26 protein-coding genes and 1 pseudogene are annotated in these 25,184 nt (G+C 61.4%); 8 read left to right on the top strand and 19 right to left on the bottom strand.

Going from position 1 to position 25,184, the window contains the following annotated elements; translation table 11 throughout:
• Nucleotides 1-468 (bottom strand): CBS domain-containing protein, encoded by a 468-nt coding sequence (locus OKW30_RS01730; RefSeq protein ID WP_184069633.1) that lies wholly within the window; start codon nucleotides 466-468, stop codon nucleotides 1-3.
• 850 nt (nucleotides 469-1,318) lie between these two features.
• Between OKW30_RS01730 and flgM the strand changes: the two genes are divergently transcribed.
• Nucleotides 1,319-1,630, top strand: coding sequence for a flagellar biosynthesis anti-sigma factor FlgM (gene flgM, locus OKW30_RS01725; RefSeq protein ID WP_429345800.1), 312 nt, complete (start codon nucleotides 1,319-1,321; stop codon nucleotides 1,628-1,630).
• A gap of 174 nt (nucleotides 1,631-1,804) precedes the next feature.
• Here the strand turns inward: flgM and OKW30_RS01720 are convergent, their stop codons facing one another.
• From OKW30_RS01720 to OKW30_RS01705, 4 genes are all read right to left on the bottom strand, one after another.
• Nucleotides 1,805-2,707 carry an NAD-dependent epimerase/dehydratase family protein gene (locus OKW30_RS01720; RefSeq protein ID WP_184024092.1) on the bottom strand — a complete coding sequence of 301 codons (903 nt, stop codon included), beginning with the start codon at nucleotides 2,705-2,707 and terminating at the stop codon, nucleotides 1,805-1,807.
• A 181-nt stretch (nucleotides 2,708-2,888) separates the two neighbouring features.
• Complete coding sequence (locus tag OKW30_RS01715) at nucleotides 2,889-3,245, bottom strand: STAS/SEC14 domain-containing protein (RefSeq protein ID WP_184024102.1); 357 nt, start codon at nucleotides 3,243-3,245, stop codon at nucleotides 2,889-2,891.
• Between the two features lie 273 nt (nucleotides 3,246-3,518).
• Nucleotides 3,519-3,710 (bottom strand): hypothetical protein, encoded by a 192-nt coding sequence (locus tag OKW30_RS01710; RefSeq protein WP_429345799.1) that lies wholly within the window; start codon nucleotides 3,708-3,710, stop codon nucleotides 3,519-3,521.
• Nucleotides 3,711-3,834: 124 nt separating this feature from the next.
• Complete coding sequence (locus OKW30_RS01705) at nucleotides 3,835-4,665, bottom strand: hypothetical protein (protein WP_429345798.1); 831 nt, start codon at nucleotides 4,663-4,665, stop codon at nucleotides 3,835-3,837.
• Between OKW30_RS01705 and OKW30_RS01700 the strand changes: the two genes are divergently transcribed.
• Both OKW30_RS01700 and OKW30_RS01695 read left to right on the top strand, forming a co-directional pair.
• Nucleotides 4,655-5,065, top strand: coding sequence for a helix-turn-helix domain-containing protein (locus OKW30_RS01700; RefSeq protein WP_429346090.1), 411 nt, complete (start codon nucleotides 4,655-4,657; stop codon nucleotides 5,063-5,065). The two genes, OKW30_RS01705 and OKW30_RS01700, sit on opposite strands and share 11 nt — an antisense overlap.
• Nucleotides 5,062-5,610, top strand: coding sequence for an IS630 family transposase (locus tag OKW30_RS01695; RefSeq protein WP_429345693.1), 549 nt, complete (start codon nucleotides 5,062-5,064; stop codon nucleotides 5,608-5,610). Before OKW30_RS01700 ends, OKW30_RS01695 begins: the two co-directional genes overlap by 4 nt.
• On the opposite strand, the gene OKW30_RS01690 is transcribed toward OKW30_RS01695, so the two are convergent.
• From OKW30_RS01690 to OKW30_RS01660, 7 genes are all read right to left on the bottom strand, one after another.
• On the bottom strand, nucleotides 5,592-6,284 hold the full coding sequence (locus tag OKW30_RS01690) for a hypothetical protein (protein WP_429345797.1): 693 nt from the start codon (nucleotides 6,282-6,284) through the stop codon (nucleotides 5,592-5,594). The genes OKW30_RS01695 and OKW30_RS01690 overlap by 19 nt on opposite strands.
• A gap of 351 nt (nucleotides 6,285-6,635) precedes the next feature.
• On the bottom strand, nucleotides 6,636-7,880 hold the full coding sequence (locus OKW30_RS01685) for a D-amino acid dehydrogenase (RefSeq protein WP_429345796.1): 1,245 nt from the start codon (nucleotides 7,878-7,880) through the stop codon (nucleotides 6,636-6,638).
• A gap of 107 nt (nucleotides 7,881-7,987) precedes the next feature.
• Nucleotides 7,988-8,833 carry an urea carboxylase-associated family protein gene (locus tag OKW30_RS01680; protein WP_184069641.1) on the bottom strand — a complete coding sequence of 282 codons (846 nt, stop codon included), beginning with the start codon at nucleotides 8,831-8,833 and terminating at the stop codon, nucleotides 7,988-7,990.
• A gap of 168 nt (nucleotides 8,834-9,001) precedes the next feature.
• Nucleotides 9,002-9,733 carry an ABC transporter ATP-binding protein gene (locus tag OKW30_RS01675; RefSeq protein WP_429345795.1) on the bottom strand — a complete coding sequence of 244 codons (732 nt, stop codon included), beginning with the start codon at nucleotides 9,731-9,733 and terminating at the stop codon, nucleotides 9,002-9,004.
• Entirely contained in the window at nucleotides 9,721-11,529 is a 1,809-nt protein-coding gene (locus OKW30_RS01670; RefSeq protein WP_429345794.1) for an ABC transporter permease subunit, read from the bottom strand. Before OKW30_RS01670 ends, OKW30_RS01675 begins: the two co-directional genes overlap by 13 nt.
• A 3-nt stretch (nucleotides 11,530-11,532) precedes the next feature.
• Complete coding sequence (locus OKW30_RS01665) at nucleotides 11,533-12,432, bottom strand: branched-chain amino acid ABC transporter permease (RefSeq protein WP_018422469.1); 900 nt, start codon at nucleotides 12,430-12,432, stop codon at nucleotides 11,533-11,535.
• 25 nt (nucleotides 12,433-12,457) lie between these two features.
• A complete protein-coding gene (locus tag OKW30_RS01660; RefSeq protein WP_429345793.1) occupies nucleotides 12,458-13,660 on the bottom strand; it encodes a branched-chain amino acid ABC transporter substrate-binding protein in 1,203 nt (400 codons plus the stop codon).
• A 312-nt stretch (nucleotides 13,661-13,972) separates the two neighbouring features.
• On the opposite strand from OKW30_RS01660, the gene OKW30_RS01655 reads away from it, so the two are divergent.
• Entirely contained in the window at nucleotides 13,973-14,749 is a 777-nt protein-coding gene (locus tag OKW30_RS01655; RefSeq protein ID WP_429345792.1) for a maleate cis-trans isomerase family protein, read from the top strand.
• 158 nt (nucleotides 14,750-14,907) lie between these two features.
• On the opposite strand, the gene OKW30_RS01650 is transcribed toward OKW30_RS01655, so the two are convergent.
• From OKW30_RS01650 to OKW30_RS01620, 7 genes are all read right to left on the bottom strand, one after another.
• On the bottom strand, nucleotides 14,908-15,357 hold the full coding sequence (locus OKW30_RS01650) for an SET domain-containing protein (protein ID WP_184069651.1): 450 nt from the start codon (nucleotides 15,355-15,357) through the stop codon (nucleotides 14,908-14,910).
• A gap of 233 nt (nucleotides 15,358-15,590) precedes the next feature.
• Nucleotides 15,591-16,418 carry an ABC transporter permease gene (locus tag OKW30_RS01645; protein ID WP_090810989.1) on the bottom strand — a complete coding sequence of 276 codons (828 nt, stop codon included), beginning with the start codon at nucleotides 16,416-16,418 and terminating at the stop codon, nucleotides 15,591-15,593.
• Between the two features lie 66 nt (nucleotides 16,419-16,484).
• Nucleotides 16,485-17,741 carry an ABC transporter permease gene (locus tag OKW30_RS01640; protein WP_184069653.1) on the bottom strand — a complete coding sequence of 419 codons (1,257 nt, stop codon included), beginning with the start codon at nucleotides 17,739-17,741 and terminating at the stop codon, nucleotides 16,485-16,487.
• Between the two features lie 39 nt (nucleotides 17,742-17,780).
• Entirely contained in the window at nucleotides 17,781-18,836 is a 1,056-nt protein-coding gene (locus OKW30_RS01635; RefSeq protein WP_187630572.1) for an ABC transporter substrate-binding protein, read from the bottom strand.
• Nucleotides 18,837-18,838: 2 nt separating this feature from the next.
• Nucleotides 18,839-20,044 carry an ABC transporter ATP-binding protein gene (locus OKW30_RS01630; protein ID WP_184069657.1) on the bottom strand — a complete coding sequence of 402 codons (1,206 nt, stop codon included), beginning with the start codon at nucleotides 20,042-20,044 and terminating at the stop codon, nucleotides 18,839-18,841.
• A gap of 43 nt (nucleotides 20,045-20,087) precedes the next feature.
• Complete coding sequence (locus tag OKW30_RS01625) at nucleotides 20,088-21,239, bottom strand: SRPBCC family protein (protein ID WP_184069659.1); 1,152 nt, start codon at nucleotides 21,237-21,239, stop codon at nucleotides 20,088-20,090.
• Between the two features lie 124 nt (nucleotides 21,240-21,363).
• Nucleotides 21,364-22,287, bottom strand: a complete 924-nt coding sequence (locus OKW30_RS01620; protein WP_090811864.1) for a LysR family transcriptional regulator — start codon at nucleotides 22,285-22,287, stop codon at nucleotides 21,364-21,366.
• Nucleotides 22,288-22,465: 178 nt separating this feature from the next.
• On the opposite strand from OKW30_RS01620, the gene OKW30_RS01615 reads away from it, so the two are divergent.
• The 4 genes and pseudogenes from OKW30_RS01615 to OKW30_RS01600 form a co-directional block, all read left to right on the top strand.
• A complete protein-coding gene (locus OKW30_RS01615; protein ID WP_429345791.1) occupies nucleotides 22,466-23,824 on the top strand; it encodes a flavin-containing monooxygenase in 1,359 nt (452 codons plus the stop codon).
• The gene (locus OKW30_RS01610) at nucleotides 23,824-24,255 is read left to right on the top strand and encodes a RidA family protein (protein ID WP_429290284.1); all 432 of its coding nucleotides are present in this window, start codon (nucleotides 23,824-23,826) and stop codon (nucleotides 24,253-24,255) included. Before OKW30_RS01615 ends, OKW30_RS01610 begins: the two co-directional genes overlap by 1 nt.
• Before the next feature lie 10 nt (nucleotides 24,256-24,265).
• Nucleotides 24,266-24,943, top strand: a complete 678-nt coding sequence (locus OKW30_RS01605) for a DUF1028 domain-containing protein (protein WP_429345790.1) — start codon at nucleotides 24,266-24,268, stop codon at nucleotides 24,941-24,943.
• Nucleotides 24,936-25,163: pseudogene (locus OKW30_RS01600) on the top strand (acetylornithine deacetylase); the annotation flags it as partial. The gene OKW30_RS01605 and the pseudogene OKW30_RS01600, both read left to right, overlap by 8 nt.
• Nucleotides 25,164-25,184 lie beyond the last annotated feature (21 nt).

Genomic DNA, 25,184 nt, shown 5'->3' with positions numbered 1-25,184 from the left:
CTAATAGGCGCCACCGGTATCAATGGTCAGATGGAGCATGTCGTCCTCGAGAATCCTGATGAAATGCTCGTCCTCCTGCAGGAGTTCCTCCAGCACGTCACTGTTGGAAAGCACGCCGATGACGCGCCCGGATTCGATCACAGGCAGGTGCCGGATCCGCCGGGTATGCATCGACGCGAGGCATTGATCGCAGGTATGCTCGGGCGTCACATAAAGCACCTGGGTGGTCATGATGTCGCCAACCCTGGTGTTCGCGGCGTTGCGGCCAAGCACCTCGACCTTGCGGGCGTAATCGCGCTGAGACAGCACGCCAACCAGATTGCTGCCCTGCAGCACCAGCACCGTCGTCACGTCCTTGTCGGCCATCAACTGCAACGCGTTCAGCACCGTGTCGTCGGGGCCCACTGAGATAACCTCCCGAGGGTTCCCGGACAGAATTTGCCGTGCTGTCTTCCTTTCCTTTTTCATGACCGCCTCCAGACAGAAAGGGGAGCATGTACGGACTACGCTTGATCAAAGCGAAATCGGAATACGATCGTCCAGACCCAGCCAAGGCTGGCGATCTTTTCTTATTCGTTGAATTGCAGTGTAGATCGCTTGACCTGAGTCGAACGAACATTTTCCGTTCCGGCGCTACGCCACTCGGTGAGTCGAAGCGACGAGGCACCTGCCGCACGAGCGCGCCTTGCCCATTCGCAACCGTCCGGCGCTAACTGTCGCCTCACCACCGCAGTCGCACCGGCAAACCCACAATCCATCGCCAGCGTACCGCTCGGTCGTCAGCTGGCCGAAAACCTCGCCGCTCTTCAGCGCAGGTGAGCCCGGTCGCGACCGCCACACGCGACGCTGCTCACGGCAGCCGCAATCACGCACTGCACCGCTCTCTACCGTCTTCAGGGTGGAAGTCACATGGCCGCCGCATCGGCATCGCCAGAGCCACACGTCCGCGCCGCAATATTGAAGCGCGACGAGATCGCCAAAGGCGCGACCAGCGACATCGCGACTTGGCGGAAAGGGCCATCGAGGCTGCAAGGGGCGGCGGGTACGTTTGTTCACAGCAAGCAAAATGGGGTGCGGCGTCGCGTTCTCAAGCATACCTGCGCCTTTGGTTCGGAGCGGGTCGACGCTTCGATCAGCTTATAGCCGTTGTGTGGTATTGCTCACACTTTGTTGCAATTTGCTGCAGGCGGCTAGAGTGCCCGCCCGGCAAGGCTTAGCGGCTCACGGCGAAACGTGGACACGGTTCCGCTTCCCACGGCAGGGTGAAGATTTCCAACGCTGAACCGTTAAAGCACTCAACCAGTGGGGAACACACACCATGAAGATTGAATCCAGCAATTACCCGCTCGCGGCTTCGCAGAACGGTCCGCCACGCGCAATGATCAACAGCGATGCGAAGGATGCCGTCGAGTCCGCGCACCAAGTCAGCGCTGCCGGCGCGCAGAATTCGACGGTTAATCTCTCGTCAGTGTTCGCGATGCACACGTCCAGCGATTCGGATAGCGACACGGCGAAGGTCGAGTCGATCAAGGGCGCCCTGCGTGACGGCAGCTACAAGGTCGATTCCGGAAAGATCGCCGACGGCATGCTAAGCACCGCGCGCGACCTGCTGCAAACGACTACTCGCTGACCGGCGGCTGAACGTAGCAGGGAGAATTTTCGCTGCGGGCTTGTTCGAAAATTCTTCCCGAGACCCACCACCCGACTGCGGGAACGACGCCATTGCGCCGGTCTGCGTCGTTGCAAGGCAGTCCATGAAGACTCGCACGGCGTGATTGGCCGGCCGGGGGCCGGCCCGCCATGCTTACTGGACGACCTTTTTCGCTTCGTCGCGCCAGTAGTGTTGCTGGTTCCACCCAAGAAGGCGCTTGAGCTTCTCGTTGCTGAGCAGGGTCTCGAACTCGCCGAGTTGCTTTTTGAGCGGCACGCCGGGGTAGTAGCGTCGGAGCAGTTCCGCGGTAGGTACGTCGGACGACACGTCGTCGGCCGCGACATTCATGACCTGAAAGCCGAGGCCGTCCTTTTCGATGGCAAGCCGGCACGCGCTCGCGAGATCGCGCCCGTCGATATAGCTCCACGCAATCCTCTTGCGCAGTGCTGGATCCTTGAGCCACGCCGGAAACTTCGCGTAGTCGTTGGGTTCGAGCACGTTGCCAATACGAAAGCAGTAAATGTCAGAGCCGGTGCGTGCGTGGAACGCCTTCGCCGTCACTTCGTTGATAACCTTCGACGTCGCGTAGCTGTCCATCGGGTTCACCGGGTATTCCTCGTCGAGCGGGAAGTACTCCGGACTGCGATCCCGGTGCGCGAACACCATACCGTATGTGGTTTCGCTCGATGCCACGATCACCTTGCGGATGCCAAGCTTCGACGCTGCGTCGAGGATGTTGTACGTGCCCATCACGTTGATCCGGTAGACCTCGTTGTCGGGCGTGATCATGATGCGAGGGATCGCCGCAAAATGCACAATCGCGTCGATCGGCTTTGGTTCGAGGTCGTCGGCGAATTCTCCCGGCGCGGTGCTCGATGCCAGCGCATTGAATACCTGGCCCGCATCGGTGATGTCCGTAATCAACGTGCGCGCCGTGCGCGCCGCCATCGGCACGCGATCAAGATTCATCACCTCGTAGCCGTGCTCGACCAGGTTCTGGACCACCCATTTTCCGGCCAGGCCGCTGCCGCCGGTCACGATCACTCGCTTCGTCATGTGCTCCTCTTCTCCTGTTTTCCTACATGTTTTAGCGCTTTTCCGCGCGTGTCGCGCGGCCTCATTCCATCATAGGATCGTTGCGCTCCGTGTCCTTGATTCGGCAGTAACAGTTCTGATGTTGAGTCGTGCGGCTCCAACTGGCCGGCCTCCGCCCGATGCGGCCGGCCGGAGACGACGTTCAGGCGTTGATCCAGGCTCGCGCCTGTTCCAGCTCGTTGACGTGGAACGCCTTGATTTCAGCCTTCGTGAAGAACCGGGCCAAATGCATCGAGGCGCGAATCCAGCCCGCGTCGGCCACCACGGCGGCGCGCGTGACCTTGCGGGCGACGGAGACGCCGAGCGTCAGGTCGGTCCATAGCGCCTTCGGCTCGATGCCGCTGAAATGCTCGATGCGTTCGAGCACGCGGGTCTTACCGTTCAGTTCAAGATCACCACGCATGCGCTCGATGGCTTCGCGCAGTTCGTGGTCGGTGATTTTGCCTTCGACGGATATTTCGATGACCGACGAATCGGGGACGGTGTGATACAGGATCATGGCAGGACCTCTAGCCAGAGAGACGTTACACGCTCAGGCACGGATGAGCCTGGCGTTCGACGGCGTACCCATGGTACCTCTTTCCACTCGCTCGGTTAGGTTACGAGCCGATCTTCCCCTGAGAGGCAGTCGAGGCCATCGGCGCCACCTTCGGGGCGATTGCGAGCGTATCGCAGAAGGGCAGAGGACGGCCATGAGCGCGGACCATCCGACGCATGATCGCCCGCCATGAACACGCCATGTCCCAGCGATGCGCCACGGCAGGGCGCCCATCTAGATCGCCGTCCAGAAACACGCCGCGCAAAGTGCGATCATGAGCCAGCTCGCGCGGTCCTTCGCGGCAAACAGCACTGGATCGTCGTGCATCTGTCCGCGATGGGCGATCAGCCAGATGCGGCTGACCCGGTACAGCAGGATCGCGCACACCGGCCGGCCGCCGTACGGCGTGATGGGCGCGTGGCTCACGACTGCGGCACGATCACGAATAGTTGGAGTGGTTCTGATGGCGAAAAACTGCGCGTGACAGGCCGCTATCGCGCTCGGCTAAGATGCAAAAGTCGAGCCCTGGTGTGACGGTCACCGTCAGATCCTACTGTTGCGCTTTTACGGTAACGATCTTTCCGTCACAAATCAGTTCAGAGCCTTTAATGTCGATCAAATGTTGTGTGGCATTATGACTTAAATGGTCGGTCAGGTAATAAGAGACCCCATTGTCGTTGTGCAGTGATTTCCATCTTGAGTTGTAATTCCAGCTCGTCTCGTTTAAATCTCGATCGATCTGTATCAAGTTAAAAACTCTATTTGTTCCTTCGAATATGATCTTCGCCGGCCAATACTCTGCATAAACGGTGCTGCCACTTATCCCCTGGCGAGACAGGCAATCAATTTCTCGCTGGAAGTTTTCGTTTTGCGGGATCTTCGGCGCTGCCGCGAGCGCGACCAGCAATATTATCGACGTCAGGGCAACGATATTTTTAATCTTAATTGAGCGATCTATCAGATCATGAAACATCCAGGCAGAAATTATGTAGGTTATGGATAGATAGCGAAATTCATATGTGTTATGAATCAATCCGGCGGCACAGACCACGGCGATCGAAAAAATGGCGGCTGCGCACAGTGATTTGCTATATTTGAACGATTTTGTTTTTATAAAAATAGAAATCATGAAAAACAAAATTATGGCAATATGAAATAAATTTCTAAATTTATCAGTATAATCCTCGGCCGCGGAATTTTTAGCCTGAATGGCCAGCGAGGAATTAATTTCAAGCGAGACAAGAAAGATAAATAAGTGTTCCTGGTAAAACGGTTTGACTTTGGCTAACCTGGCGTCTTGGTCGGTGCCGGGGTCGTGGATGAAGTGTGTCGTAGTGTTGAAGGCAGTCGAGGAGCTGACATTGCAGCAGATGTCGATCAATCACCGTCATCGGGATACGCGCACACGCGCGGCGGGCCTGTTGATGCTCGGACGTGGCCTCAAGGCCCGCGCCATTGCGGCGCAACTGGGCGTGAGTGGCCAGAGCGTCTACAACTGGTCGCACGCATGGCGCGAGCGGGGCATATGCGGCTTGATGGGCGCACATAACGGCGGCCGGCATGCGCTGCTGACTGAAGCCCAGATCGCTGTGGCCCTTGAGATCGCCCGCGCCGAACCGCTGACCCTTGGTGGCATTGCCCAGCGCGTCGAAGCCGCGCTCAACGAGCCGCTGCCCTGCAAGGTCGAAACGCTGGGCGAAGCTCTCAAGCGCAACGGCTTTTCGTTCAAGCGCAACCGCTACGCGCTCAAAAAAAGCGCAACGAAGAAGCGTTCGCAATGAAACAGGCCACACTCGAGAAACTCCAACAGGCTGCACGCGGGGACGCCGTGCGGTTGGTGTATCTCGATGAGGCGGGCTTCCATGGATCGCCGCCGGTTCAACGTAGCTGGTCACCACGAGGCTTGCCTCACCAGGTCGAACCGAACCATCACTGCCGCCGCAGCGTGATCGGCGCACTGGACTTCGGCGAAAACACGCTGATCCACGCCGCGCATACCGGCACCATTAAAGCCCAGGATGTCGAGTGCTTCATCGACAGTGTGCTCGCCACCGGGAACGGTCTGCCCACGGTGATCGTGCTGGACAATGCCAGCATCCATCACGGTATCAGCGACGCGACGCGCCAACGTTGGCTGCTCGAACATAAGGTCATCCTGTTTTACCTGCCTGCCTATAGCCCCGAGCTCAACATGATCGAGATCGTCTGGCGGCACCTGAAATACCGATGGCGTCGAGCCCTCACCTGGACGCGCGAGACCATCGATGCCGAACTCGCAGCACTGCTAAGCAGGTACGGCGCCGATTTTCAAATCAATTTTTCCTGAACACTTATTGCCAAAGCGGAGAAGGCCACAGTAAAGGCGAGAAATCTTTTTCTCTCGCCGAATATGGCCTCCGATGCCAACAGTGCTCCAAACCAGAGAACGAAATAAAGATCTGATATGCCGAGCAAAAAAATCACGATTACCAAAACGGCACTGTTCAGGACCGTGAGCTTGAAATGGCTTTTTACGTAGAAATATAGGATTACGGCTAGCACCGCTGCGAAGCCGTGATGTTCGAAGCTAAAGACCGTTTCAATCAGAAAATAAAAGTCTTTTCCGATCACCAGCAGGCCGCTCGCCGCGATAGCGATTAACGATATCGTTAGATTTGTGTATGTTTGGGCGAAAGGGCGTTCCTTCGATGTTAGAAGGCTGCATGCAAATACAAATATCAGTACTTGAACGGGCGCCGTTACCAGATGAAAAAAATACGGAGTTCGAGCAAGAATTTCAAATGGTATTGATAGCAATATATCTGGAAAAAACGATGGCGCACCGGGGTAAGTCCATCCTCTCAGGCTGCCAAACTCAATAAGATCTTTCGCTTGGGAGAATGACACGACATCGTCGGCGTTTATTTCCTTTCTAAGAGAAACTATCCATATTGAAAACAAAACTAAACATACGGTGGATGCGAATATTTTCATTGCATCCGTTCTATTCTTCGAGTTCATCTTGCGATTCTATATAGGTTTTTTGTGTCAATCAGGAAATCGGCGTTTACGTTGGCGATGACATTCGCCGTGCCAGCGTTTTCATGCTGCCGTGTTTCCGCCTCCGCTTAATCCCGTCTTCATGATGCCATACTGAGCCGAACGGTCTGACAGATCAGGGTGGAATGTCTCCCGATACTTCAATGCCGTCACACACCGCGACCGACGCGCGATAACGCGTCTCGAAGTCGCAATTCCTTGAGCGCGACGTGTACCGACGGGTCGTGCGCGGCGGATTCGACCGGTCGATGCAATAGTTTGCTGGCATCGTTCGGCTGGGGCCCCATGTTTTGGCTGCAAAACGCGTCGCCATCAGTCGCAAAGCAGCCCCACCATCGGAATCGCCGGGGTTCGTCCCGCGATCAGGTCGGCCGTGATTCGAGCCGATCCGTGCGACATGGTCCAGCCGATATGACCGTGACCGGTATTCAGATAAAGATTGCGATACTTCCTGCGCCCAAGAAACGGCAGGTTCGTCGGCGTCATCGGCCTGAGACCGGCCCACATTTCGGCGCAATCGTAGTTGGCGCCGGCCGGATAGAGTTCTTGTGTCACGCTTTTCATAAACGCAAAATCAGAAGGCTTATGGCTCGTGTCGTAGCCGGCAAACTCCGCCGTTGCGGTGACCCGGATCCGGTCGCCGAAGCGCGAGACTGCGACCAGGTTGTGCTCGTCGACCACTGCAACGGAGGGCGGCAAGGGCCGGCCATCGATCGGAATCGTGAGGGAGTAACCCTTGATCGGATAGATCGGAAGATCGATGCCGATCTGTCGGCCAAGAACCGGACTATAGGGGCCAAGGGCGAGCACATACGCGTCGGCTTTTACAAGGCCTCGACTCGTTCTTATGCCCACCACGTCCTGCCCAGCGGTTTCGAAGCCGTCGATGGTGGTGTGCGTCAGAAGCGTACCGCCACGCGCGACAATCTTTTCCGCAAGGGCGCGGGTGAACTTCGCAGGGTCTCCGGTCTCATCGGTCGGGCAGTAAATGGCACCCGCTATCCTGTCTTTTGCCGAAGCCAGCGACGGGTCGAGTGCGACGACCTGATCGCGGCTGAGAACCCTGATGACTTGCCCATCGGATTCCAGCAGCTTCATGTGTTCGACTCCGCGATCCTGCGCTTCCTGCGTCCGATGAAAATACAGGATTCCGCGGTCATTTCGATCGTATTCAATGGCGTCCTCAGCGATCACATTCTGTAGCACGCGTTGCGAGTACGCGGCAAGCCGATGCTTGAGCAGGGTATTGCGGCGTGCCTTCTCTGATGTGCATTCCATCAGGAAACGCCACGACCAGCTGTAAAGCCTGGGATCCGCCGAGAACTTGAAGCGCAACGCCTGATCTTTCAGCACCAGCGATTTGAGCAGAATCATCGGCGCTTTGGGCGAGGACCAGACAAAGGAATGCCCGGGCGCGATCATGCCCGCGTTGCCCCAACTGGTTTCCGATGCGACTAAAGGCTGCCGCTCGACGATCACGACCTCATGGCCATCCTTCTGCAACTGGTACGCGGTTGTCACACCGACTACCCCGCCACCGAGCACGACAACTTTCATGATGTCCTCAGATACAAGGGGGCCGGCGGGCATTCAAGGCGGCGCGGTCTCGCTCCGGCTTTTGTGCTGCGCCGCCCTCGATTCCTGCTGGACAGGAAGCACCAGTCTCACTTCCATTGCGGCTGATTCAGCACCATTCCGTGCTGCCCTTTGTAGGCAGCCACGGCCGGCGGCGTCCACCCATCCAGCATCTGTGGCGCGAGTTGCCAGACCTCGACGCCAAGCGGCCGGCACACTTCCAGCGGATCGCGCGCGTCGGGTCCCCACATCGGCACTGACAGATCGCCGCCCGGACAGGTCGACAGCGCGCACAGCAAGTCGATCTCCGCGAAGAATTCGAGGTAATCGCCTTTCTTTGCCGGACACGCCTTCATGAAGTATTTGTCTTCGAGATTCAGGCCGGTGCACTGGAACACGTTGAGCACGTCGTGGACGTCGTACTCAGTCAATCCATACGGGGCGATGGCGCGCGTCAGGTTGGAGTGGCAGTGAAAATGAAAATCCTCGCCGGTCAGCATGCGGTTCACGTAGGGGTCGCAGCGCGTGCCGAGCAGATCGTGGACACGGCCGCCGTGCTCGTCGACGCCGTAGCCTGCGAGACTGTCGTCCGTGATGGTCACCATCGGACGCAGGAATGGCAGCGTCGACCACAGACGGTCGAACGTGCTCACGTGCGCCTGCTGCAACTGGCGCGTGCGCGATGCCCACATGCGCTCGCGCGGGTTGTGCCGGTTCCACATGTTCAGGTCGGCAACCTGCGGGCCTTCGATCGTGACAATGCGAAACACGTGGCCGGCCGGCACGGTCCACGCTTGCCCCGAGCGGATCGGCACGACGATCGATTCGACCAGCGTGCGGGTGTCGTGCTGTGAGGCGATGCGCTGATAGAACGTCTTGTCGACGTCGAGCGCTGAGCCTTTGGTGGACTGATAGGCAGCAGGATAATTCAGCATGATGCATGCTCCGTCGAACTCAGGCCGGCGCCGTGCCGCGACGAGGCGGCGTCGTCATCGCTCGGGCGACGCAGCACTGCAGCGACCTTTTCCTTATCGATCTCCGACATGTTTTGCCTCCATTACGTCTGACCCGTTTCAGCCAAGGTCGATTGCCCAGTTGGCGGGTTACTCTGCCGAGATGGCACTGCCGCCCAGATAGGCAGCGCGGACCCGGCTATCCTGAGCCAGCTCGCGGGCGGACCCCGCGAGCGCAATGTGCCCACTTTCCAGCACGTAAGCCCGATGAGCGATCCGCAGCGCCTGGCGGGCGTTCTGCTCGACGAGGAGAATCGAGGTACCTTCGCGGCAGATGTCGGCGATCATGCCGAAGATCGCGCGGACCAGCTTCGGCGCGAGTCCCATCGACGGTTCGTCCAGCACCACGATACGCGGGCGCAGCATCAGGGCTCGGGCAATCGCCAGCATCTGCTGTTCGCCGCCGCTGAGCGTGCCAGCCAGCTGGCTGCGTCGCTCGCCGAGCCGGGGGAAAGCCGCATAGAGCTGATCCCTTCGCTGTTGCAATGCCGCACTGTCGCGCCGGATCAGATAGCCGCCGAGATGCAGATTTTCCTCCACCGTCAGCGCGCCGAAAATGCGCCGCCCCTCGGGCACATGACCCAGACCCAGCGCCACGATCTGGTGTGCGCGCAAGCCCGTCAGGCGCTGGCCAGCCATCGCAATGTCGCCCGCGCGCGGCCGGATCAATCCGGAAATCGCCCGCAGCGTGGTCGTTTTTCCCGCGCCGTTGCTGCCGAGCAACGCGACGATCTCGCCCTCCGCGACGTCCAGCGAGATGCCGTGCAGCACTTCGACAGTCCCATAGCTCACACGCAGATCGCGGATTTCTAGGAGTCCCACAGCGATTTCTCCCCGGCAGTATCGTCGCTCGCCTCGTCCTTTCCGGCTGTGCCGAGATAGGCATCGATCACCCGCGGGTCCGCCTGGATCGCGGCGGGCTGGCCCTCGGCGATGATGACGCCGTGGTCCATCACGATGATCCGGTCCGACACGCCCATCACCAGCATCATGTCGTGCTCGATCAGCAGCACCGTCACGCCATGATCCCGGATGCGCCGGATCAGTTCCATCAGCGCGCGTTTCTCGGTCGGGTTCATGCCTGCAGCCGGCTCGTCGAGCAGCAGCAGGCGAGGGCTGCTGGCGAGCGCACGGGCGATCTCCAGCCTGCGTTGGTCGCCGTAGGGCAGATCGGCGGCGCGCTCGCCCGCCCTGCCGGCAAGACCGACGAAGGCGAGCCAGCGCAGGCCTTCGGTGGAATGGTCCGCCGCCTCGGCGCGCGCGGACGGCAACGCCAGAAGCTCGGCTGCGAGCGGTGTCCGAAGCCGATGGTCCATGCCGGTCAGGACGTTTTCGAAGGCCGTCATGTGGCCGAACAGGCGGATGCCCTGGAAGGTGCGCGCCATGCCTTGATGGACGATGCGATGAGGCGCGCCGCCGGCAAGCCGTTCCCCGCACCAGACGATCTGGCCGCCAGTCGGGCGGATGACGCCGGTCAGGCAGTTGAACACGGTGGTCTTGCCGGCGCCGTTCGGACCGATCAGGCTCACGATTTCGCCGCTTCGCACCATGAAGCTGACACCGCCGACCGCCAGCACGCCACCGAAGCGGCGCTGCATGTCGCGCACCTCCAGCAGGATCTCATCGGTGACGGCGTGATCGGGCACAGCGACGCGATCGGCGTCAGCGCCCTTGCGCGCCGGTGCGACGCGGCGCAACGGCGCTGGCCACAACCCCTGCGGCCTTAACAGCATCAGGATCACGAGCCCGATCGCGAAAGCGAAGATGCGCCAGAGATTGAGAAAACGCAGAATCTCCGGCAGGCCGGCGACGATGATGGCGCCGAGGAGCACACCGGGAATGCTGCCCCGGCCGCCGAGCACGACGACAATCAGGATCGTGACGGACTGCAGATAGGTGAAGCCGGTCGGATCGATGGTGCCGAAGCGGGCGGCGAACAGGCTGCCGCCCAGCCCGCCGATCAGCGCGCCCATCACATAGGCGAGCAGCTTGACGCGCAGCGTCGGCACGCCGACGGCCTCGGCAGCTGCCTCGTCCTCGCGGATGCTGGTCCAGGCGCGGCCCAGCCGCGACTGGCCGAGCCGGATGGCGAACCCGAGCACCAGCACGAGGAACGCCATGCCCAGTTCGTAGAGCGCTAGCGGCGAACTGATCTCGAAACCGAACAGGCTCGGGCTCGCGATGCCGAAGATGCCGTTCGGGCCGCCCGTGATGTCGAGGTTGGTGGCGACGATACGCGTGATTTCGCCGAACCCCAGCGTGACGATCGCCAGATAGTCGCTGCGCAGGCGCAGGGTGGGATAGCCGATGACGATGCCCGATACCCCGGCGAACGCCAGACTGAACGGCAGCGTCTCCCAGAACGAGAAGTGCAGCAGGGTTTCCAGCAACGCCGTCGTGTACGCGCCGATCGCGAAGAAGGCCGCGTAGCCCAGATCGAGCAACCCGGCATAACCGACTACGATGTTCAGCCCAAGACCCAGGATCGAATAGGTGACGATGGTCAGGCCGACATCGACGACATAGTTGCTGACGACAGCGGGCAGCGCCACGGCGGCGGCCAGCAGCGCACCGCCGACAGGCCTGGCCCAACGCGCGGAGACCTGACTGGCGCTCATGGACTACATTCTCTCGACAACGCGTTCGCCGAACAGCCCGGTCGGCTTGATCACGAGCACGGCGATCAGCACGCCGAAGACGAACACGTCGGTCCATTGCGAAGAGACATAGCCCGCGCCGAAGGCTTCGAGCAGGCCAATCAGGATGCCGCCCGCCATCGCGCCCGGGATGTTGCCGATGCCGCCGAGCACGGCGGCGGTGAACGCGCGCAGGCCTAGCACGAAGCCCATGAAGAAATTGATCTGCGTGTAGTAAAGCCCTTCCATGACGCCCGCCACGGCGGCCAGCACCGACCCGAGCAGAAAGGTGAGCTGGATCAGGCGTTCGACGTCGATGCCCATCAGACGCGCGGCGTCCTGATCGATTGCCAGCGCGCGCATCGCGGTGCCGAGGAAAGTGTGGTGAACGAAGAAATACAGTGCCAGCATCAGGGCCAGGCTCGTCACGATGATGCCGATCTGCGCGAAGGTGATCTGCACGCCGTGGAGTTCGAATCCGGCCTGGCTCAGCACGTGCGGATAGGTGCGAAAGCCCGCGCCGTAGATCAGCAGCACCCCATTTTGCAGCGCCAGCGAGACGCCCAGCGCCGTAATCAGAATCGACAGCCGCGGCGCGCGCAGCAACGGCTGATACGCGAGCCGCTCGATCAGCAGGCCGAGCGCGCCTGTGACCGTCATGGCGGCCACAAGGGCGATCAGCAGCGCCAGGGCGAGCGGCAGATGCGCGGACGCAAGCACCATCAGACCGGTCCAGCCGATGAACGCGCCGACCATGAACAGGTCGCCATGAGCGAAGTTGATCAGCCGGATGATGCCGTAGACCATCGTGTAGCCGAGAGCGACGAGCGCGTAGAACGAGCCGGTCGTCAGCCCTTCGATGACGAACTGGAAGAAGTCGCTCATGACGGGGGCGCGCGCGTAATGACGCCTACTTCATCGCCACCCAATGTCCGCTCGCATCCTGCCTCTGGTAGGGCTCGAAGTTGTCGTTGTGCACGATGATGGTGATGTACACGGCTTTACTGCGGTCCCCCTTCGAATTGAAGGCAATCGTTCCGGTCGCGCCCGGGTAGTTCGAGATCTTGTGCAGAGCAGCCGTGATCGCGGCAGGCTGTGCCGATTTCGCGTCCGCGATGGCTTTCGCCGTGACCCCGACAGCATCGTATTCATAGACCGAGTACGGTCCCGGCGCTTGCCCGTAAGCCTTCGTATAGTCATCGACGTAGGCGTGCGCGCCGCTCAGGAACTGCGCGAGCGGTGCCGTCGTGATGATCATGCCGTCGGCGGCGGGACCGGCCGTCTTCATCAGGGTGGGGTCATTGGTGGCGTCGCCGCCCATGAAGGTCATTTTCAGACCCAGTTGCCGCGCCTCCTTGACCAGCAGGCCGGCTTCGGAGAAATAGCCTGTGTAGTAGATCACGTCAGGCTTCAGTGAGGAGACCCGCGTGAGCGTCGGTGAATAGTCCATCTGTCCGGGCGTGATCGAATTGGCGTACACGACATCGACACCGTCCTTCTTCAGGGCTTGCACGGTGTTCTGGGCGAGGCCTTTGGAATAGGTCGTGTTGTCGTCGATCACCGCCACGCGCTTCGCGTGCAGAACGTCTTTCATGAAGCTTGCCGCGAATGGGCCCTGCTGGTCGTCACGGCCGATCGTGCGGAACACGTTGTCGTAGCCCATCTCGGTCAGTTGCGGATTCGTCGACGCATCCAGCACGTAGGGAATCCCGGCGCGATGAAAGGTTGTCGATTCCGGCAGCGCCGCGCTTGAGCAATATCCGCCCGCTACCGCGACAACGCCCGCATCGACGAGTTTCTGTGCCGCCTGCACCGCGGTCTGCGCATCACAGGCGTCGTCCTCGGGCACCAGCTCGATCTGCTTGCCGAGCACGCCACCGGCCGCGTTGATTCTGGCGGCGGCGAGCTTCGCGCCATTGACAATATCCGTGCCGGCATTGGCACTGCTGCCCGACAGCGGGACGGGCACGCCGATCTTGATGGTGGCGCCCTGGCTTAGCGCCGAACCGGGAGCCATGCCGACAAGCAGGGCCACGGCGGCCGCCATGCCCGCAAAGGCCGTTTGCCGCGAGCCCCGCTTTGCACCGGACCAGCCAATCGTCTGAGCAAACATGTTAGAGACTCCTTATTGTGAGAGGGATCGGACGATCCGCCGCACGGGTATACCGGTGACATCGGAAAGCGGACGGAAATGGGGCGATTGCGTGTGATTCATACCCACCAGGTCAACGGCGTGACTGCTGGTTTCACCGGAGCGCTGACACTAAAGCGCTTCTTTCATGATAGAAGCCGGTGTGCGTTGGGACGGTATAGGGTATTTGCGTATAAACCATTACACAAAGGCGCCGGCAATCCCCTACCTTTAAGAGGCAGTGACGACAGAGACTCGCGAGCGGCGAACGCGACATGACAGGACGACTCCGAAATGAGTGCGATTGCACAGCATGACGACGTGTACACGAAGCTCGATTTCACGCTGGACGACGGCGTCTGCCGTCGTGCCGCGATTGGGCTCGTGGTGCTCGCCACCGATCATACGATCGAGCATGAGTGGCGGGGCTTGCTGACGCAGGACGGCGTGGCGTTCTACGAAAGCCGTGTGTATAACTCCGCGGACATCACGCCCGAACGGCTAGCGGAAATGGAGGACCGCATTGCACCGGCGGTCGCGCTGATCCGTCCGGCCGAGCGTATCGATGTGGTGGCGTTTGGCTGCACGTCCGCGTCGATGGTGATTGGGGAGGAAAAGGTGTTCGCGCGGATTCGCGAAGCGCGTGCGGACGCCGCGTGCACTACGCCGATCACCGCGGCGCTGGCGGCGCTTCGCGCACTAGGCGTCCAACGTATGGCCCTGCTTACTCCCTACGTGCGTTCGATCAACGAATACATGCGCGACTATATCGAGTCGCGTGGTCACGGCATTACGCGCATGGCGTCGTTCGAGCATGCGAACGATAACGAAGTGGCGCGGATCGATGCGGCGTCATTGCGAACTGGTGTTGAGCGACTTGCGCGCAATCGTGACGTGGACGCGATTTTCGTATCGTGCACGAGCTTGCGCATCGCCGGGTTGATTCCGGAGCTAGAGGCGGCGATCGGCAAGCCGGTGATATCGAGCAACTACGCGATGGCGTGGCACGCGTTGCGGCTCGCCGGCGTGGGAGATTGCGAGCCTCATCTTGGGCGGCTGTTTGCGCTGTGACGTTGTACCTTGAAACGCGACGCAGCGCGACGGGGCGACCATGCGGCGATCGACGCCGAGGCCATGTTCCAGACATCGACGCGCACCACAGACGCGGCAGGCGCGTCGGATGAACTGCCGCAGGAATCGCTCATCGAAGCGTCTGCGCGGCGGCAGGACTACGACGACCGTCCGTCATTTCCCAGCATGGTTCGACGACATGCCGGCGCGCCGCAATGACACGCGTACTGGGCACGAATGTCGTCGGTGACCGCGCCGTCCACTGACAGACCGTAATTGATGAAAAGCTCCTCCCCGGGTGCGATCGTGGCGAGCGCATGAATGAACACCCGGTCGCCCGTCTCGATGGCCTCGCAGTTGGGGGCGCACGCATGGTTCAGAAAGCGGGCGCTGTTGCCGCCGCGGCTGCCGTCGATCACTCGTCCGCTGGACAGCCCAAACACGAACGTGTGGCCCGCGTCGGCTCGCTGACGGGCGGCGGCGCGCCGCCAGCTGGTCACTTCCCCCTTGTACTCGATCACCCGTTCGCCGGGGGCGATCGGCTGCAGGGCAAACAGTCCCATGCCATGCACTGGTGAGCGTCGTGCGGTGATGCGTCGCAATCGCATTTTGTCGTTTCCTTCGCGACCCTCGGTCGTTGCATGTGGTTGAGCGGCGATGCGAAGCATATCGCCACACAGTCAGGCGCTCAATATTTTTCTTTTTAAAAGCGCAACTAACAGCCAAGGACGGACCGCGCCAAGGGTTCCGGCTTTGCCGCAACGAGGCTGGCAACGGTCGACGGTTACAGGGAGGTCATCAAGTCGCATGTCCACGGCATCACGCTGGCACAACAGTCGGCTCAGCCAAACGAGCGGCTGGCCGCCGCTGCGCGCTTGCGCAACCAGTTCATGCAGGCGAACAGGGCGATGGCGAACGCCATCAGCAGTGTGGCCACGGCAAGGATCGATGGGTCGATCTGGTCACGGATGCCACTCCACATCTGCCGCGGCACGGTGCGCTGCTCGGGGCCGCCAATGAACAGAATGACGATCACTTCGTCGAACGACGTCGCGAATGCGAACACACTGCCCGTTGCGACGGCGGGCGTGATCAGCGGGAGCGTGACGCGACGAAACGCGACCCACGGCTGCGCGCCCAGCCCCGACGCAGCGCGAAGCAGGCTTTGATCGAACGACAGCAGCGAAGCCGTCACGGTGATCACCACGAAGGGCGTACCGAGCGCGGCATGCGCAAGCACGACGCCGAGATACGAATTGACCAGGCCGAGCGGCGAAAAGACCAGATAAAACCCTGCCGCGACGACAACGATAGGCACGATCATCGGCGACACGATGATCGGCATGATGATCGAGCGGTAAGGAAACTGCGTGCGGCTCAAGCCGAGCGCGGCGAGCGTGCCGAGCACCGTCGCGATCAGCGTCGACGCAGCGCCGATGCCGATGCTGTTCGCCAACGCGCGTTGCCAGTCCGGCGAACTCAGCGCCTGCGCGTACCAGCGCAGCGAGAAGCCCTGCATCGGGTACGAGAAGAATGAGCCGGAGTTGAACGACAGCGGCACGATCGCGAGGATCGGCGCGACGAGGAAAAAGAAAATGAGCGCGCAATGCACACGTAGTCCCGCGCCCGCGATGCGTTCCGAGAGTAGCCGGGTTCGTCCGTCTTTCATCCGAGTCTGCCTGTTGATCAACCATACGAAGGAGCGACAACCCATTAGCGTCGGTTGCGCGGCGCGTTAGCCGAAGCGCAAGCGGTCGATACCGACCAGCCGGTTGAAGATGAAATAGAACACCGCCGTGAATGCGATCAGATAGCACGACAACGCACCCGCGAGTCCCCAGTTGAGCTGATCGTTGGTCTGCGACGCGATCAGCTGGCTGATCATTTCGTCGCCGGCGCCGCCTAGCAGGGCGGGGGTGATGTAATAACCGAGCGCGAGCACGAACACGAGAAAACATCCCGCGCCGACACCCGGCAGCGTTTGCGGAATATACACTCGCACGAAGGCCACAGCCGGATGCGCGCCGAGGGATTTCGCCGCCCGCATGTACACGGGCGGGACACCTTTCATCACCGAAAAGATCGCGAGGATCATGTATGGCAGCAGGATGTGCGTCATGCCGATCAACACACCCGTGCGATTGAAAATCAGCGACAACGGATGATTGATGAGCCCAAAGCGGAGCAACGCGCTGTTGATCACACCACCCGGTTGCAGCAGCACATACCACGCGGTGGTCCGCACCAGCAGCGATGTCCAGAACGGTACGATCACGAAGAGGATCAGCCGGTTGCTCTGGTTCTCCGGCAATGTCGCGAGCAGATACGCCACGGGATAACCCAGCACCAGGCACAGCAGCGTGACCGTCGCACTGATCGTGACCGTGCGTCCGAAGGCGGCGCGGAAGATGGCGCTGTCCGCCGCGACGGACGTCACCGAGCCATCGGGCGCGACTTGCGCGTCGACGGCGTTCAGCAAATAGTCGGGCGTGGGCGAGATCGACGCACGCTTGAGGAGCCGCCAGGTTTCCGGTGTGTTCCAGCGTTCATCCAGATCGATCAGGGCGGGCTTCCATTGCGCGGGCGTTTGCGAACGTGTGGCACGCGCCGTCTTGAACAGCAGGCTGCGGAACTCTGGTTGAGAGAAGTTCATGCGTCGCGCGATATTGCCGAGCTGGCCGGATTCGCTGGCGTCCTTCAGGTCGTGCGCGAGTGCGGCAAAGGCCGGTTCGCCGGGTACGCCCGCACCGTCCCATCCGGCCAGCGCCGTGCTCAATTGCGGCATGCCGGCGCGTACTTCAGGGTTTCTCACGCTGCGCGCGAGCAGGCTCGCGATCGGCGCGACGAACGTCACCAGCAGAAAGATGAGCAACGGCAAAGCCAGCAGCAACGCGCGCATCGCGGCCTTGCGGCGCGCGGCGCGGAACGACTCGCGGTTCGCGGCCTGCGGGCCGCGGCCAAAAGGGGCGGTGGACGGCAGCTGCGTGTTCATCGTGCTCGATCTCCCGGGTGACGTTCGTTCGATCTGGCGCTACTGCGCCAGCCAGTTCTGGAACCGCTTGTTGATCGCATCCGCGTTGTCGGCCCAGAACGTCGCGTTGATTTGCAGCGGGCGTTTGAAGTTCTCCGGCGCTGTCGGCAGATCGTTCAGACGCGCCTTGTCGATCAGCGGAATGGCGTCCTTGCGCGGCGGCGCGTACGCGATGTACTTCGACAGGTCCGCATAGGCCTGCGGTGTCGAGGATGCGACGATGAACTTCCGCGCCGCGTCGGCATGCTTCGCGCCGTTGACCACGGCCCACCATTCGTAGTCGTACACCTGTGCATCCCAGACGATCTTGAAGGGCTTCTTGTCCTTGTGCACGGCGTCGTCGATGCGGCCGTTGTACGCCTGCGTCATCACGACCGCGCCGTCGGCGAGCAGTTGCGGCGCCTGCGCACCCGCCTCCCACCAGACGATGCTCGGCTTGATGGTGTCGAGCTTCTTGAACGCGCGATCGACGCCAGCCGGCGTGGAGAGGATCTTGTACACGTCCTTGGGTGCAACGCCATCGGCGATTAAGGCCCATTCCATCGCGACCTTCGGCGACTTGCGCATGCCGCGCTTGCCCGGGTACTTGTTGAGGTCGAAGAAATCGTTGATGGTGGTCGGCGCAGATTTCAGCTTGCTGGTGTCATACGCATAGACGGTGGACCATACCATCGCCGCGACGGCGCAATCACTGATCGAGCCCGGCAGGAAGTCACTGGTGTTGCCGAGCAACTTCTTGTCGAACTTGGCGATGAGGCCTTCGTCGCACGCGGTGATCTCGTCGTTGGTTTCGAGGTCGATCAGATCCCAGGTCGGGTTCTTCGACTGTTCCATCGCTTGCAGCTTGGCGAGGCCGCCATCGTAGGACTCGGTGGAGAACTGGTCGCCGGTTTTCGCAGTGAACGGTTCGAACCATGCCTTTTTCGCGGCAGCTTCATACGCACCGCCAAAGGTGACGACGGAAATCGTTTCGGCCGCGTGAACCGTGGCCGTGGCAAACACCCCGAGCGCGCACGCCGCGATGGTGGTCCGGAAGGACGAGAGTGTGGTCTTCATTTCTAGTTGGCTCCTGCGATAAGTGGCGAGGCGGACGAGGGAACGGAAACGGTGGAATAGTCGACGCCGCCGGACCCGGCGGTGGATTGCGGCGCGGCCGCCATTGCTGGCAGCACCTTGCAGTCGTCGCGTCGCCAGGTCACGGCGGTCTGACGGCCGAGCGCGGGCAGGTCATGGTGCTGTGTGTTCGGCAGCTTGACGACCATGCTTTCGCCATGGCCGAGCTTCAGATGCACGCGATGATGATCGCCGCAGTAAACGAGTTCCTCGACAAGCGCGTGCACGATGTTCATGTTCTGCCGTGTCGCTTCCTGCAAAGCGTCCGGCGTCGCGGCGATGTGCGCGCGCTCGGGACGTAGCGCCAGCACCGCCGTGTCGCCTGACGCGAGCCCGACGCCTGGGCGTCCGCACACGGTGCTGCCGTCGGCGAGCTGCATCGCAGCCCATTCCGTCCCGTAGGAATCGACGCGACCGGTCAGTCCATTGTTCTCGCCGACGAAATTGGCAACGAACGCATTCGCCGCGTTTTCGTAGAGTTCGGTCGGTGCGGCGGCCTGCTGGATGCGTCCATCGGAAAACACGGCGACGCGGTCCGACATCGTCAACGCTTCGTTCTGGTCGTGGGTCACGTAGACGATCGTCAGCGACAGTTCGCGATGCAGCCGCATGATTTCGTATTGCATGGTTTCACGCAGGCGTTTGTCGAGCGCGCCGAGCGGCTCGTCCATCAGCACCACGCTCGGCTCGAAAACCAGCGCGCGGGCAAGTGCAACGCGCTGCTGCTGGCCACCGGACAGTTGCGACGGACGCCGTGCCGCCAGATGCGATAACTCCACCATGTCCAGCACGCGCGTCACGCGCGTTTTCTGTTCGCTACGGCTTATCTTGCGCACCGACAGCGGAAACGCGACGTTCTCGGCAATCGTCATGTGCGGGAACAGCGCATAGTTCTGAAACACCATGCCGATATCGCGCCGATGCGGTGGCTTGTCGTCCAGACGCTTGCCGGCGAGGCGGATCTCGCCGCGCGTCGGCGCTTCGAATCCCGCGAGCATCATCAGTGTCGTGGTCTTGCCGGAACCGGACGGACCGAGCAGCGAAACGAATTCACCGTGCGCGACATCGAGATCGAGTCCCTCGACGACGCTATGCACGCCGTCGTATGACTTGCTGACGCCGTCGAACGAAATAAATGGTTGGCTTGACATGAGTAACTCGGCAGAGTGTTGGCGGTCCACGTGGGGCGGCAAATCACTTCGCGCCCAGGCGTCCCGCCAGATAGCGGGCGAAGTCGTAATTCGGGCGTTCCAGAGGGCTCAGATGGCCAGGCTTCGCGAGTGGCGCGTGCACGCCGCGAAACACGGCCTCGACGCCGCGCCGGTCCTCGGCGTTGACTTCGTCGAGCAGCGTCTTCAGCGTAGCCATGTAATCGGCGGCCCGCGGATCGTCGACGAAATCCGGTGCGAGGCCTCCGCCGAAGCGGATATGCACGCGGCCGACGCCCCGCGGCTGCAGGATCAGATACCAGAAGTAGCCGGGCGTCAGCGTGATCAGGTGTGTCGGGTAGATCGCCAGCAGCGCGGTGGTACGGCGCCAGTGCCCTTGCAGGCGCGTGTTGGCGGGATGCGCGTTGCCGATCGGCAGCGATGCTTCCTTGGTGATCCAGTGATAGTTGAACGCGGGCAAGCCCGGCGGACATTCCATTTCTTCGAGCTTCGAGTGCGGCCCGACCGTTGCGCGATGCAGCATCGGCAGGTGGTAGCTCTCCATGAAATTTTCCGCGAGGATCTTCCAGTTGGTGTCCCACACGTGCTCTTCGTGGAAGGTCTCGACGTAGTTGCTCATGCCGTACGGCTCGATCAGCTTCGTCAGCCCGGACAAATGTGATTCCACCGAAGGCGCGTGCGCGTTGAGCGTTACGTAGATCCAGCCTTGCCACGTCTCGCAGCGCACGGCAGGCAGCTTGTATTGTTCCTTGCAAAAGCCCGGCTGCCGATCCATCAACGGCGCGCCCGCGAGCGAACCATCGAGCGTGTAGTTCCATGCGTGATAGGGGCACACGATCCGGCGCACGTTGCCGCGCCCTTCAAGCAATATCGACATCCGATGCAGGCAAACATTCGAGAATGCGCGCAACGCACCGCTCGCATCGCGCAGCACGAACATCGGCTGGTCGTCGATTTGCGCGGTCAGGTAGTCGCCGCTCTGTGCGAGCGCGCTCGCGCGGCCCACGCACAACCACTCGTTGCGAAACACGTCGCGCCGTTCGAGCGCGAGAAACGCCTCCGACGTGTAGACGGCCGGCGGCATTGCGTGTGCATCCCCGAACGGACGCTCGCAGTTCTCGCGCAGGGCGCGAACGATGTCGAGCTCAGCGTCCGTCGACTGAAGAATGGCTGACATAGGGGGCCCCCCATCAGTGTGTGCATCCGATGAGCACCAATCTAACAATCCAAATTGCTAGGTAAAATATTGTTTTTGCATGCAGTGCATAGCTCAAGCCTATGCCGAGAGGCTTTCCGGGCCGCTAACCGATGTGGAGGCGCCGAATATACGTTTCACAGAATGCCGAGAAGCGCTTCACAACCTCGCGCGGCTTGACGGCGCCCGATAGTGCGATGCCAAGCGTCGTCGCATTGACGCTTTCCTTGAAATGTTTAATCACGAAGTCTTCGCCGTCCACTGTTCGGGTCGACTTCAGCGGGAAGTTGAGTATGCTGTAACCCAAGCCGTTGGCAACCATGCCACGCACCACTTCAGGCTGTGACGACCGGAAAGCCGCGGTAGGGCGGCTGCCGACTGCGTCGAACAGCGCGGAGAAGTACTCGCGGCTATGCGGAAGGTCCAGCATCACATAGGGCTCGGGCAGCAGATCGGCCAGCGACACTTTGCGGGCCCGTGCAAGCCTGTGTGTTTTAGGCAGGATGACATACGGTGGCAGCGAAAGCAGCGGGGTAAACGCGATTCCATCGGCGATATCGAGGCTGTAGGTCAGCGCGATATCGAGCGAGCCGTCGCGCAGGCCGCTCAAAAGCGTGTCCTGATGCGCTTCCGTCGTACGGAAGGTGACTGCCGGATAGTCCCGCACGAAGCGGCTGATGATGCCTGGCATCAGCGGCGGGGCCAGTGACACCATGCAGCCCAGCGAGATGGAGCCCGACATGCCGCCGTCGATTTCCTTCGCGGTCAGCTGCAATTCTTCGGCGTTCTGAAGCAGATTGCGAGCGTGGCCGAGCAGATCGCGGCCCGGTTGCGTGAGCGACAGCCCGCTGGCGTGATGGCGGATGAACAGTTGGACGCCGAACGATTCCTCCAGATCCGCGAGCGACGTCGAGATGGACGGCTGCGAAATGTGCAGGCGCTTTGCCGCGGCGGTGAACGAAAGCGTCTCGGCCGTGACGACAAAATACCTGAGCTGACGCAACGAGTAGCGTATCGAGTTGCCGTCCATCAGTTGCTCCGTGTTCGGTCGAACCGATTGTCGCTCGCCAATTGTCGATTGCATAGCGAAAAACGATGCAAAGCATTTTTAAAATATAGTTTTTGTTGCCCGCCGCGCGGCGTACATTCTGTCCGACCGAAGAGAGAGAGTGACCTGAATCCAGAGCGCTTTTCAGAAGGAGAAGGCCATGTCGGCTGAAAAATTGTCGATCGACACGCTGGTCATAGGCGCGGGTCAGGCTGGCGTGGCAATGAGCGAACACCTGAGCAAACTCGGCGTACCCCATCTCGTGCTGGAGCGCGACCGCATTGCCGAACGCTGGCGTACCTGCCGCTGGGATTCACTGGTCGCCAATGGTCCCGCCTGGCACGACCGCTTCCCTAATATGGAGTTCGAAGGACTCGATCCTGATGGGTTCGCCGCCAAGGATCAGGTCGCCGATTACTTCGAGGCCTATGCGCGCAAGTTCGATGCGCCGATCCGCACGGGCGTCGAAGTCACGAGCGTCGAGCGTCTGAAGGGCCGGGCAGGATTTGCGGTCGCAACGTCCGATGGCACGATCGAAGCCTGTCGCGTGGTCGTTGCGACGGGGCCGTTCCAGCGGCCCGTCATTCCCCCCATCGCGCCACAGGACGTCGAGCTCACGCAGCTTCATTCGGCCCACTATCGGAACCCGGCGCAGCTGCCCGAAGGCGCGGTGCTCGTGGTTGGCGCGGGGTCGTCCGGCGTGCAGATCGCGGACGAACTGCAACGCGCGGGCCGCAAGGTTTATCTGTCCGTCGGTGCGCATGACCGTCCGCCGCGCGCCTATCGCGGTCGCGATTTCTGCTGGTGGCTCGGTGTACTCGGCGAATGGGACAAGGAAGTCGCCGTGCCGGGACGCGAGCATGTGACCATTGCCGTCAGCGGCGCGTACGGCGGCCAGACCATCGATTTTCGCAGGCTCGCTCATCAGGGCATGACGCTGGTCGGCACGACGAAATCGTTCGCGAATGGCGTCGCGACCTTCGAACAGGACCTCGCCGCCAATCTGAAGCGTGGCGACGAAAACCTGATGTCGCTACTGGACGCGGCCGACGACTACGTCGAGCGCAACGGCGTGGACCTGCCGCAAGACCCCGACGCACGCCTGCTTCCACCAGACCCGGAGTGCGTGACGCATCCGCTCCCGGAACTGGATCTGAAGAAGGCGGGTGTGAGCACGATCATTTGGGCCACCGGCTATGCCGTCGATTTCAGCTGGCTGCACGTGAACGCATTCGACGATAAGGGCAAGCCGCAGCATCAGCGCGGTGTATCGAAGGAACCGGGCGTGTATTTCCTCGGCTTGCCGTGGTTGTCGCGGCGCGCGTCGTCGTTTATCTGGGGCGTCTGGCACGACGCAAAGCACATCGCCGATCACATCGTCACGCAGCGCAAATACCTCGCGTATCGCGACGCGTCGCAGCGTCGGCAGGACGCGCGCGGCGTGCACGGCGCGAATCCAACCGATACCGCGTGCGACGAATCGCACGCGCCGAAGACCAAAGAAGTGGGAGTGAACTGATGCCTACGCATACCCGCATCCGCATGTTCAATACGAAGGATACGTACCCGAACCAGTCGCTCGATAACGATCTTTGCCAGGCGGTTCGCGCGGGCAATACGGTCTATGTGCGCGGCCAGGTCGGTACGGATTTCGACGGCAAGCTGGTCGGTCTCGGCGATCCGCGCGCGCAGGCCGAGCAGGCGATGAAGAACGTCAAGCAACTTCTCGAGGAAGCGGGCAGCGACCTGTCGCATATCGTCAAGACGACGACTTACATCACTGATCCCCGTTATCGCGAGCCGGTGTATCAGGAAGTCGGCAAGTGGCTGAAGGGCGTGTATCCGATTTCGACGGGGCTGTGCGTCAGCGCGCTCGGCCAGCCGCAATGGCTGATGGAAATCGACGTGATCGCCGTGATTCCGGACAACTGGAAGCCATCTCAGGCGTGAGGAGCTAGCCATGACATTCTCGATCGTTGGACGTTGCGGCAAGACCGGTCAGCTCGGTATCGCGATCAGTTCGTCGAGCATTGCGGTGGGTGCGAGGTGTCCGTGGGCGCGCGCGGGCGTCGGTGCGGTGGCGACGCAGAACGTGACGCTGCCCGCGCTCGGGCCGCAGATTCTCGATCTGCTGGAAAGCGGGCGTATCGCGGCGGATACGGCGCTCGAACGGGCGCTAGGCGCGAGCGAATGGAGCGAATACCGGCAGGTGACGGTGGTCGACAGTGAGGGGCGAACCGCGATGTTCACCGGCAAGGAAGCACTCGGCGTGCATCACGCCGTCGCGGGAAATCAGTGTGTGGCAGCGGGCAATCTGCTCGCCGGCAAGCCGGTGATCGACGCGATGGTGAAAGCGTTCGAGAGCGCACAAGGCGCGCTCGCCGATCGTCTGCTGCACGCGATGCATGCGGCCGTCGAAGCGGGCGGAGAAGCTGGGCCCGTGAATTCGGCGGCTCTGAAGATCGTCGATACACAGGTCTGGCCGATCGTCGATCTGCGTGTCGATTGGGCCGACGACGATCCGATCGGCAAACTTGCCGCGCTTTGGCAAGCGTATCGGCCGCAGATGCGGGACTACATCGCACGCGCGTTGAATCCAACCGCGGCGCCGAGCTACGGAGTGCCCGGCGATGAGTGAGTTGTCGAGCCGTGCGCTGCTCGAACGGCTGACCGGTTTTGCGACTGTCAGCCGCGACTCCAATCTGGAACTGATCGGCTTCGTGCAGCAATACCTCGCGGATCCAGGTGTGGACAGCGAGCTGTTCCATAACGCCGAGCGTACCAAGGCGAACCGGTTCGCCACGAACGGTCCGCGAGAGCGTGGTGGCATCGTGCTGTCCGGGCATACCGATGGTGTGACGCGATGTTCGCTCGCCTCG

Origin of the sequence: Paraburkholderia sp. Clong3 (assembly GCF_050436485.1) — a bacterium.
Taxonomy (GTDB): Bacteria; Pseudomonadota; Gammaproteobacteria; order Burkholderiales; family Burkholderiaceae; genus Paraburkholderia; species Paraburkholderia tuberum.
This window is presented reverse-complemented; position numbering and strand designations above follow the sequence as displayed.

Coding starts and splice junctions, on each gene's coding strand:
- OKW30_RS01730 (WP_184069633.1), bottom strand. CDS start 468: ATGAAAAAGGAAAGGAAGACAGCACGGCAAATTCTGTCCGGGAACCCT.
- OKW30_RS01630 (WP_184069657.1), bottom strand. CDS start 20,044: ATGTCAAGCCAACCATTTATTTCGTTCGACGGCGTCAGCAAGTCATAC.
- OKW30_RS01625 (WP_184069659.1), bottom strand. CDS start 21,239: ATGTCAGCCATTCTTCAGTCGACGGACGCTGAGCTCGACATCGTTCGC.
- OKW30_RS01665 (WP_018422469.1), bottom strand. CDS start 12,432: ATGAGCGACTTCTTCCAGTTCGTCATCGAAGGGCTGACGACCGGCTCG.
- OKW30_RS01685 (WP_429345796.1), bottom strand. CDS start 7,880: ATGAAAGTTGTCGTGCTCGGTGGCGGGGTAGTCGGTGTGACAACCGCG.
- OKW30_RS01640 (WP_184069653.1), bottom strand. CDS start 17,741: ATGAACACGCAGCTGCCGTCCACCGCCCCTTTTGGCCGCGGCCCGCAG.
- OKW30_RS01635 (WP_187630572.1), bottom strand. CDS start 18,836: ATGAAGACCACACTCTCGTCCTTCCGGACCACCATCGCGGCGTGCGCG.
- OKW30_RS01670 (WP_429345794.1), bottom strand. CDS start 11,529: ATGAGCGCCAGTCAGGTCTCCGCGCGTTGGGCCAGGCCTGTCGGCGGT.
- OKW30_RS01645 (WP_090810989.1), bottom strand. CDS start 16,418: ATGAAAGACGGACGAACCCGGCTACTCTCGGAACGCATCGCGGGCGCG.
- OKW30_RS01660 (WP_429345793.1), bottom strand. CDS start 13,660: ATGTTTGCTCAGACGATTGGCTGGTCCGGTGCAAAGCGGGGCTCGCGG.
- OKW30_RS01700 (WP_429346090.1), top strand. CDS start 4,655: ATGTCGATCAATCACCGTCATCGGGATACGCGCACACGCGCGGCGGGC.
- OKW30_RS01690 (WP_429345797.1), bottom strand. CDS start 6,284: ATGAACTCGAAGAATAGAACGGATGCAATGAAAATATTCGCATCCACC.
- OKW30_RS01610 (WP_429290284.1), top strand. CDS start 23,824: ATGCCTACGCATACCCGCATCCGCATGTTCAATACGAAGGATACGTAC.
- OKW30_RS01605 (WP_429345790.1), top strand. CDS start 24,266: ATGACATTCTCGATCGTTGGACGTTGCGGCAAGACCGGTCAGCTCGGT.
- OKW30_RS01680 (WP_184069641.1), bottom strand. CDS start 8,833: ATGCTGAATTATCCTGCTGCCTATCAGTCCACCAAAGGCTCAGCGCTC.
- OKW30_RS01615 (WP_429345791.1), top strand. CDS start 22,466: ATGTCGGCTGAAAAATTGTCGATCGACACGCTGGTCATAGGCGCGGGT.
- OKW30_RS01715 (WP_184024102.1), bottom strand. CDS start 3,245: ATGATCCTGTATCACACCGTCCCCGATTCGTCGGTCATCGAAATATCC.
- OKW30_RS01720 (WP_184024092.1), bottom strand. CDS start 2,707: ATGACGAAGCGAGTGATCGTGACCGGCGGCAGCGGCCTGGCCGGAAAA.
- flgM (WP_429345800.1), top strand. CDS start 1,319: ATGAAGATTGAATCCAGCAATTACCCGCTCGCGGCTTCGCAGAACGGT.
- OKW30_RS01695 (WP_429345693.1), top strand. CDS start 5,062: ATGAAACAGGCCACACTCGAGAAACTCCAACAGGCTGCACGCGGGGAC.
- OKW30_RS01620 (WP_090811864.1), bottom strand. CDS start 22,287: ATGGACGGCAACTCGATACGCTACTCGTTGCGTCAGCTCAGGTATTTT.
- OKW30_RS01655 (WP_429345792.1), top strand. CDS start 13,973: ATGAGTGCGATTGCACAGCATGACGACGTGTACACGAAGCTCGATTTC.
- OKW30_RS01650 (WP_184069651.1), bottom strand. CDS start 15,357: ATGCGATTGCGACGCATCACCGCACGACGCTCACCAGTGCATGGCATG.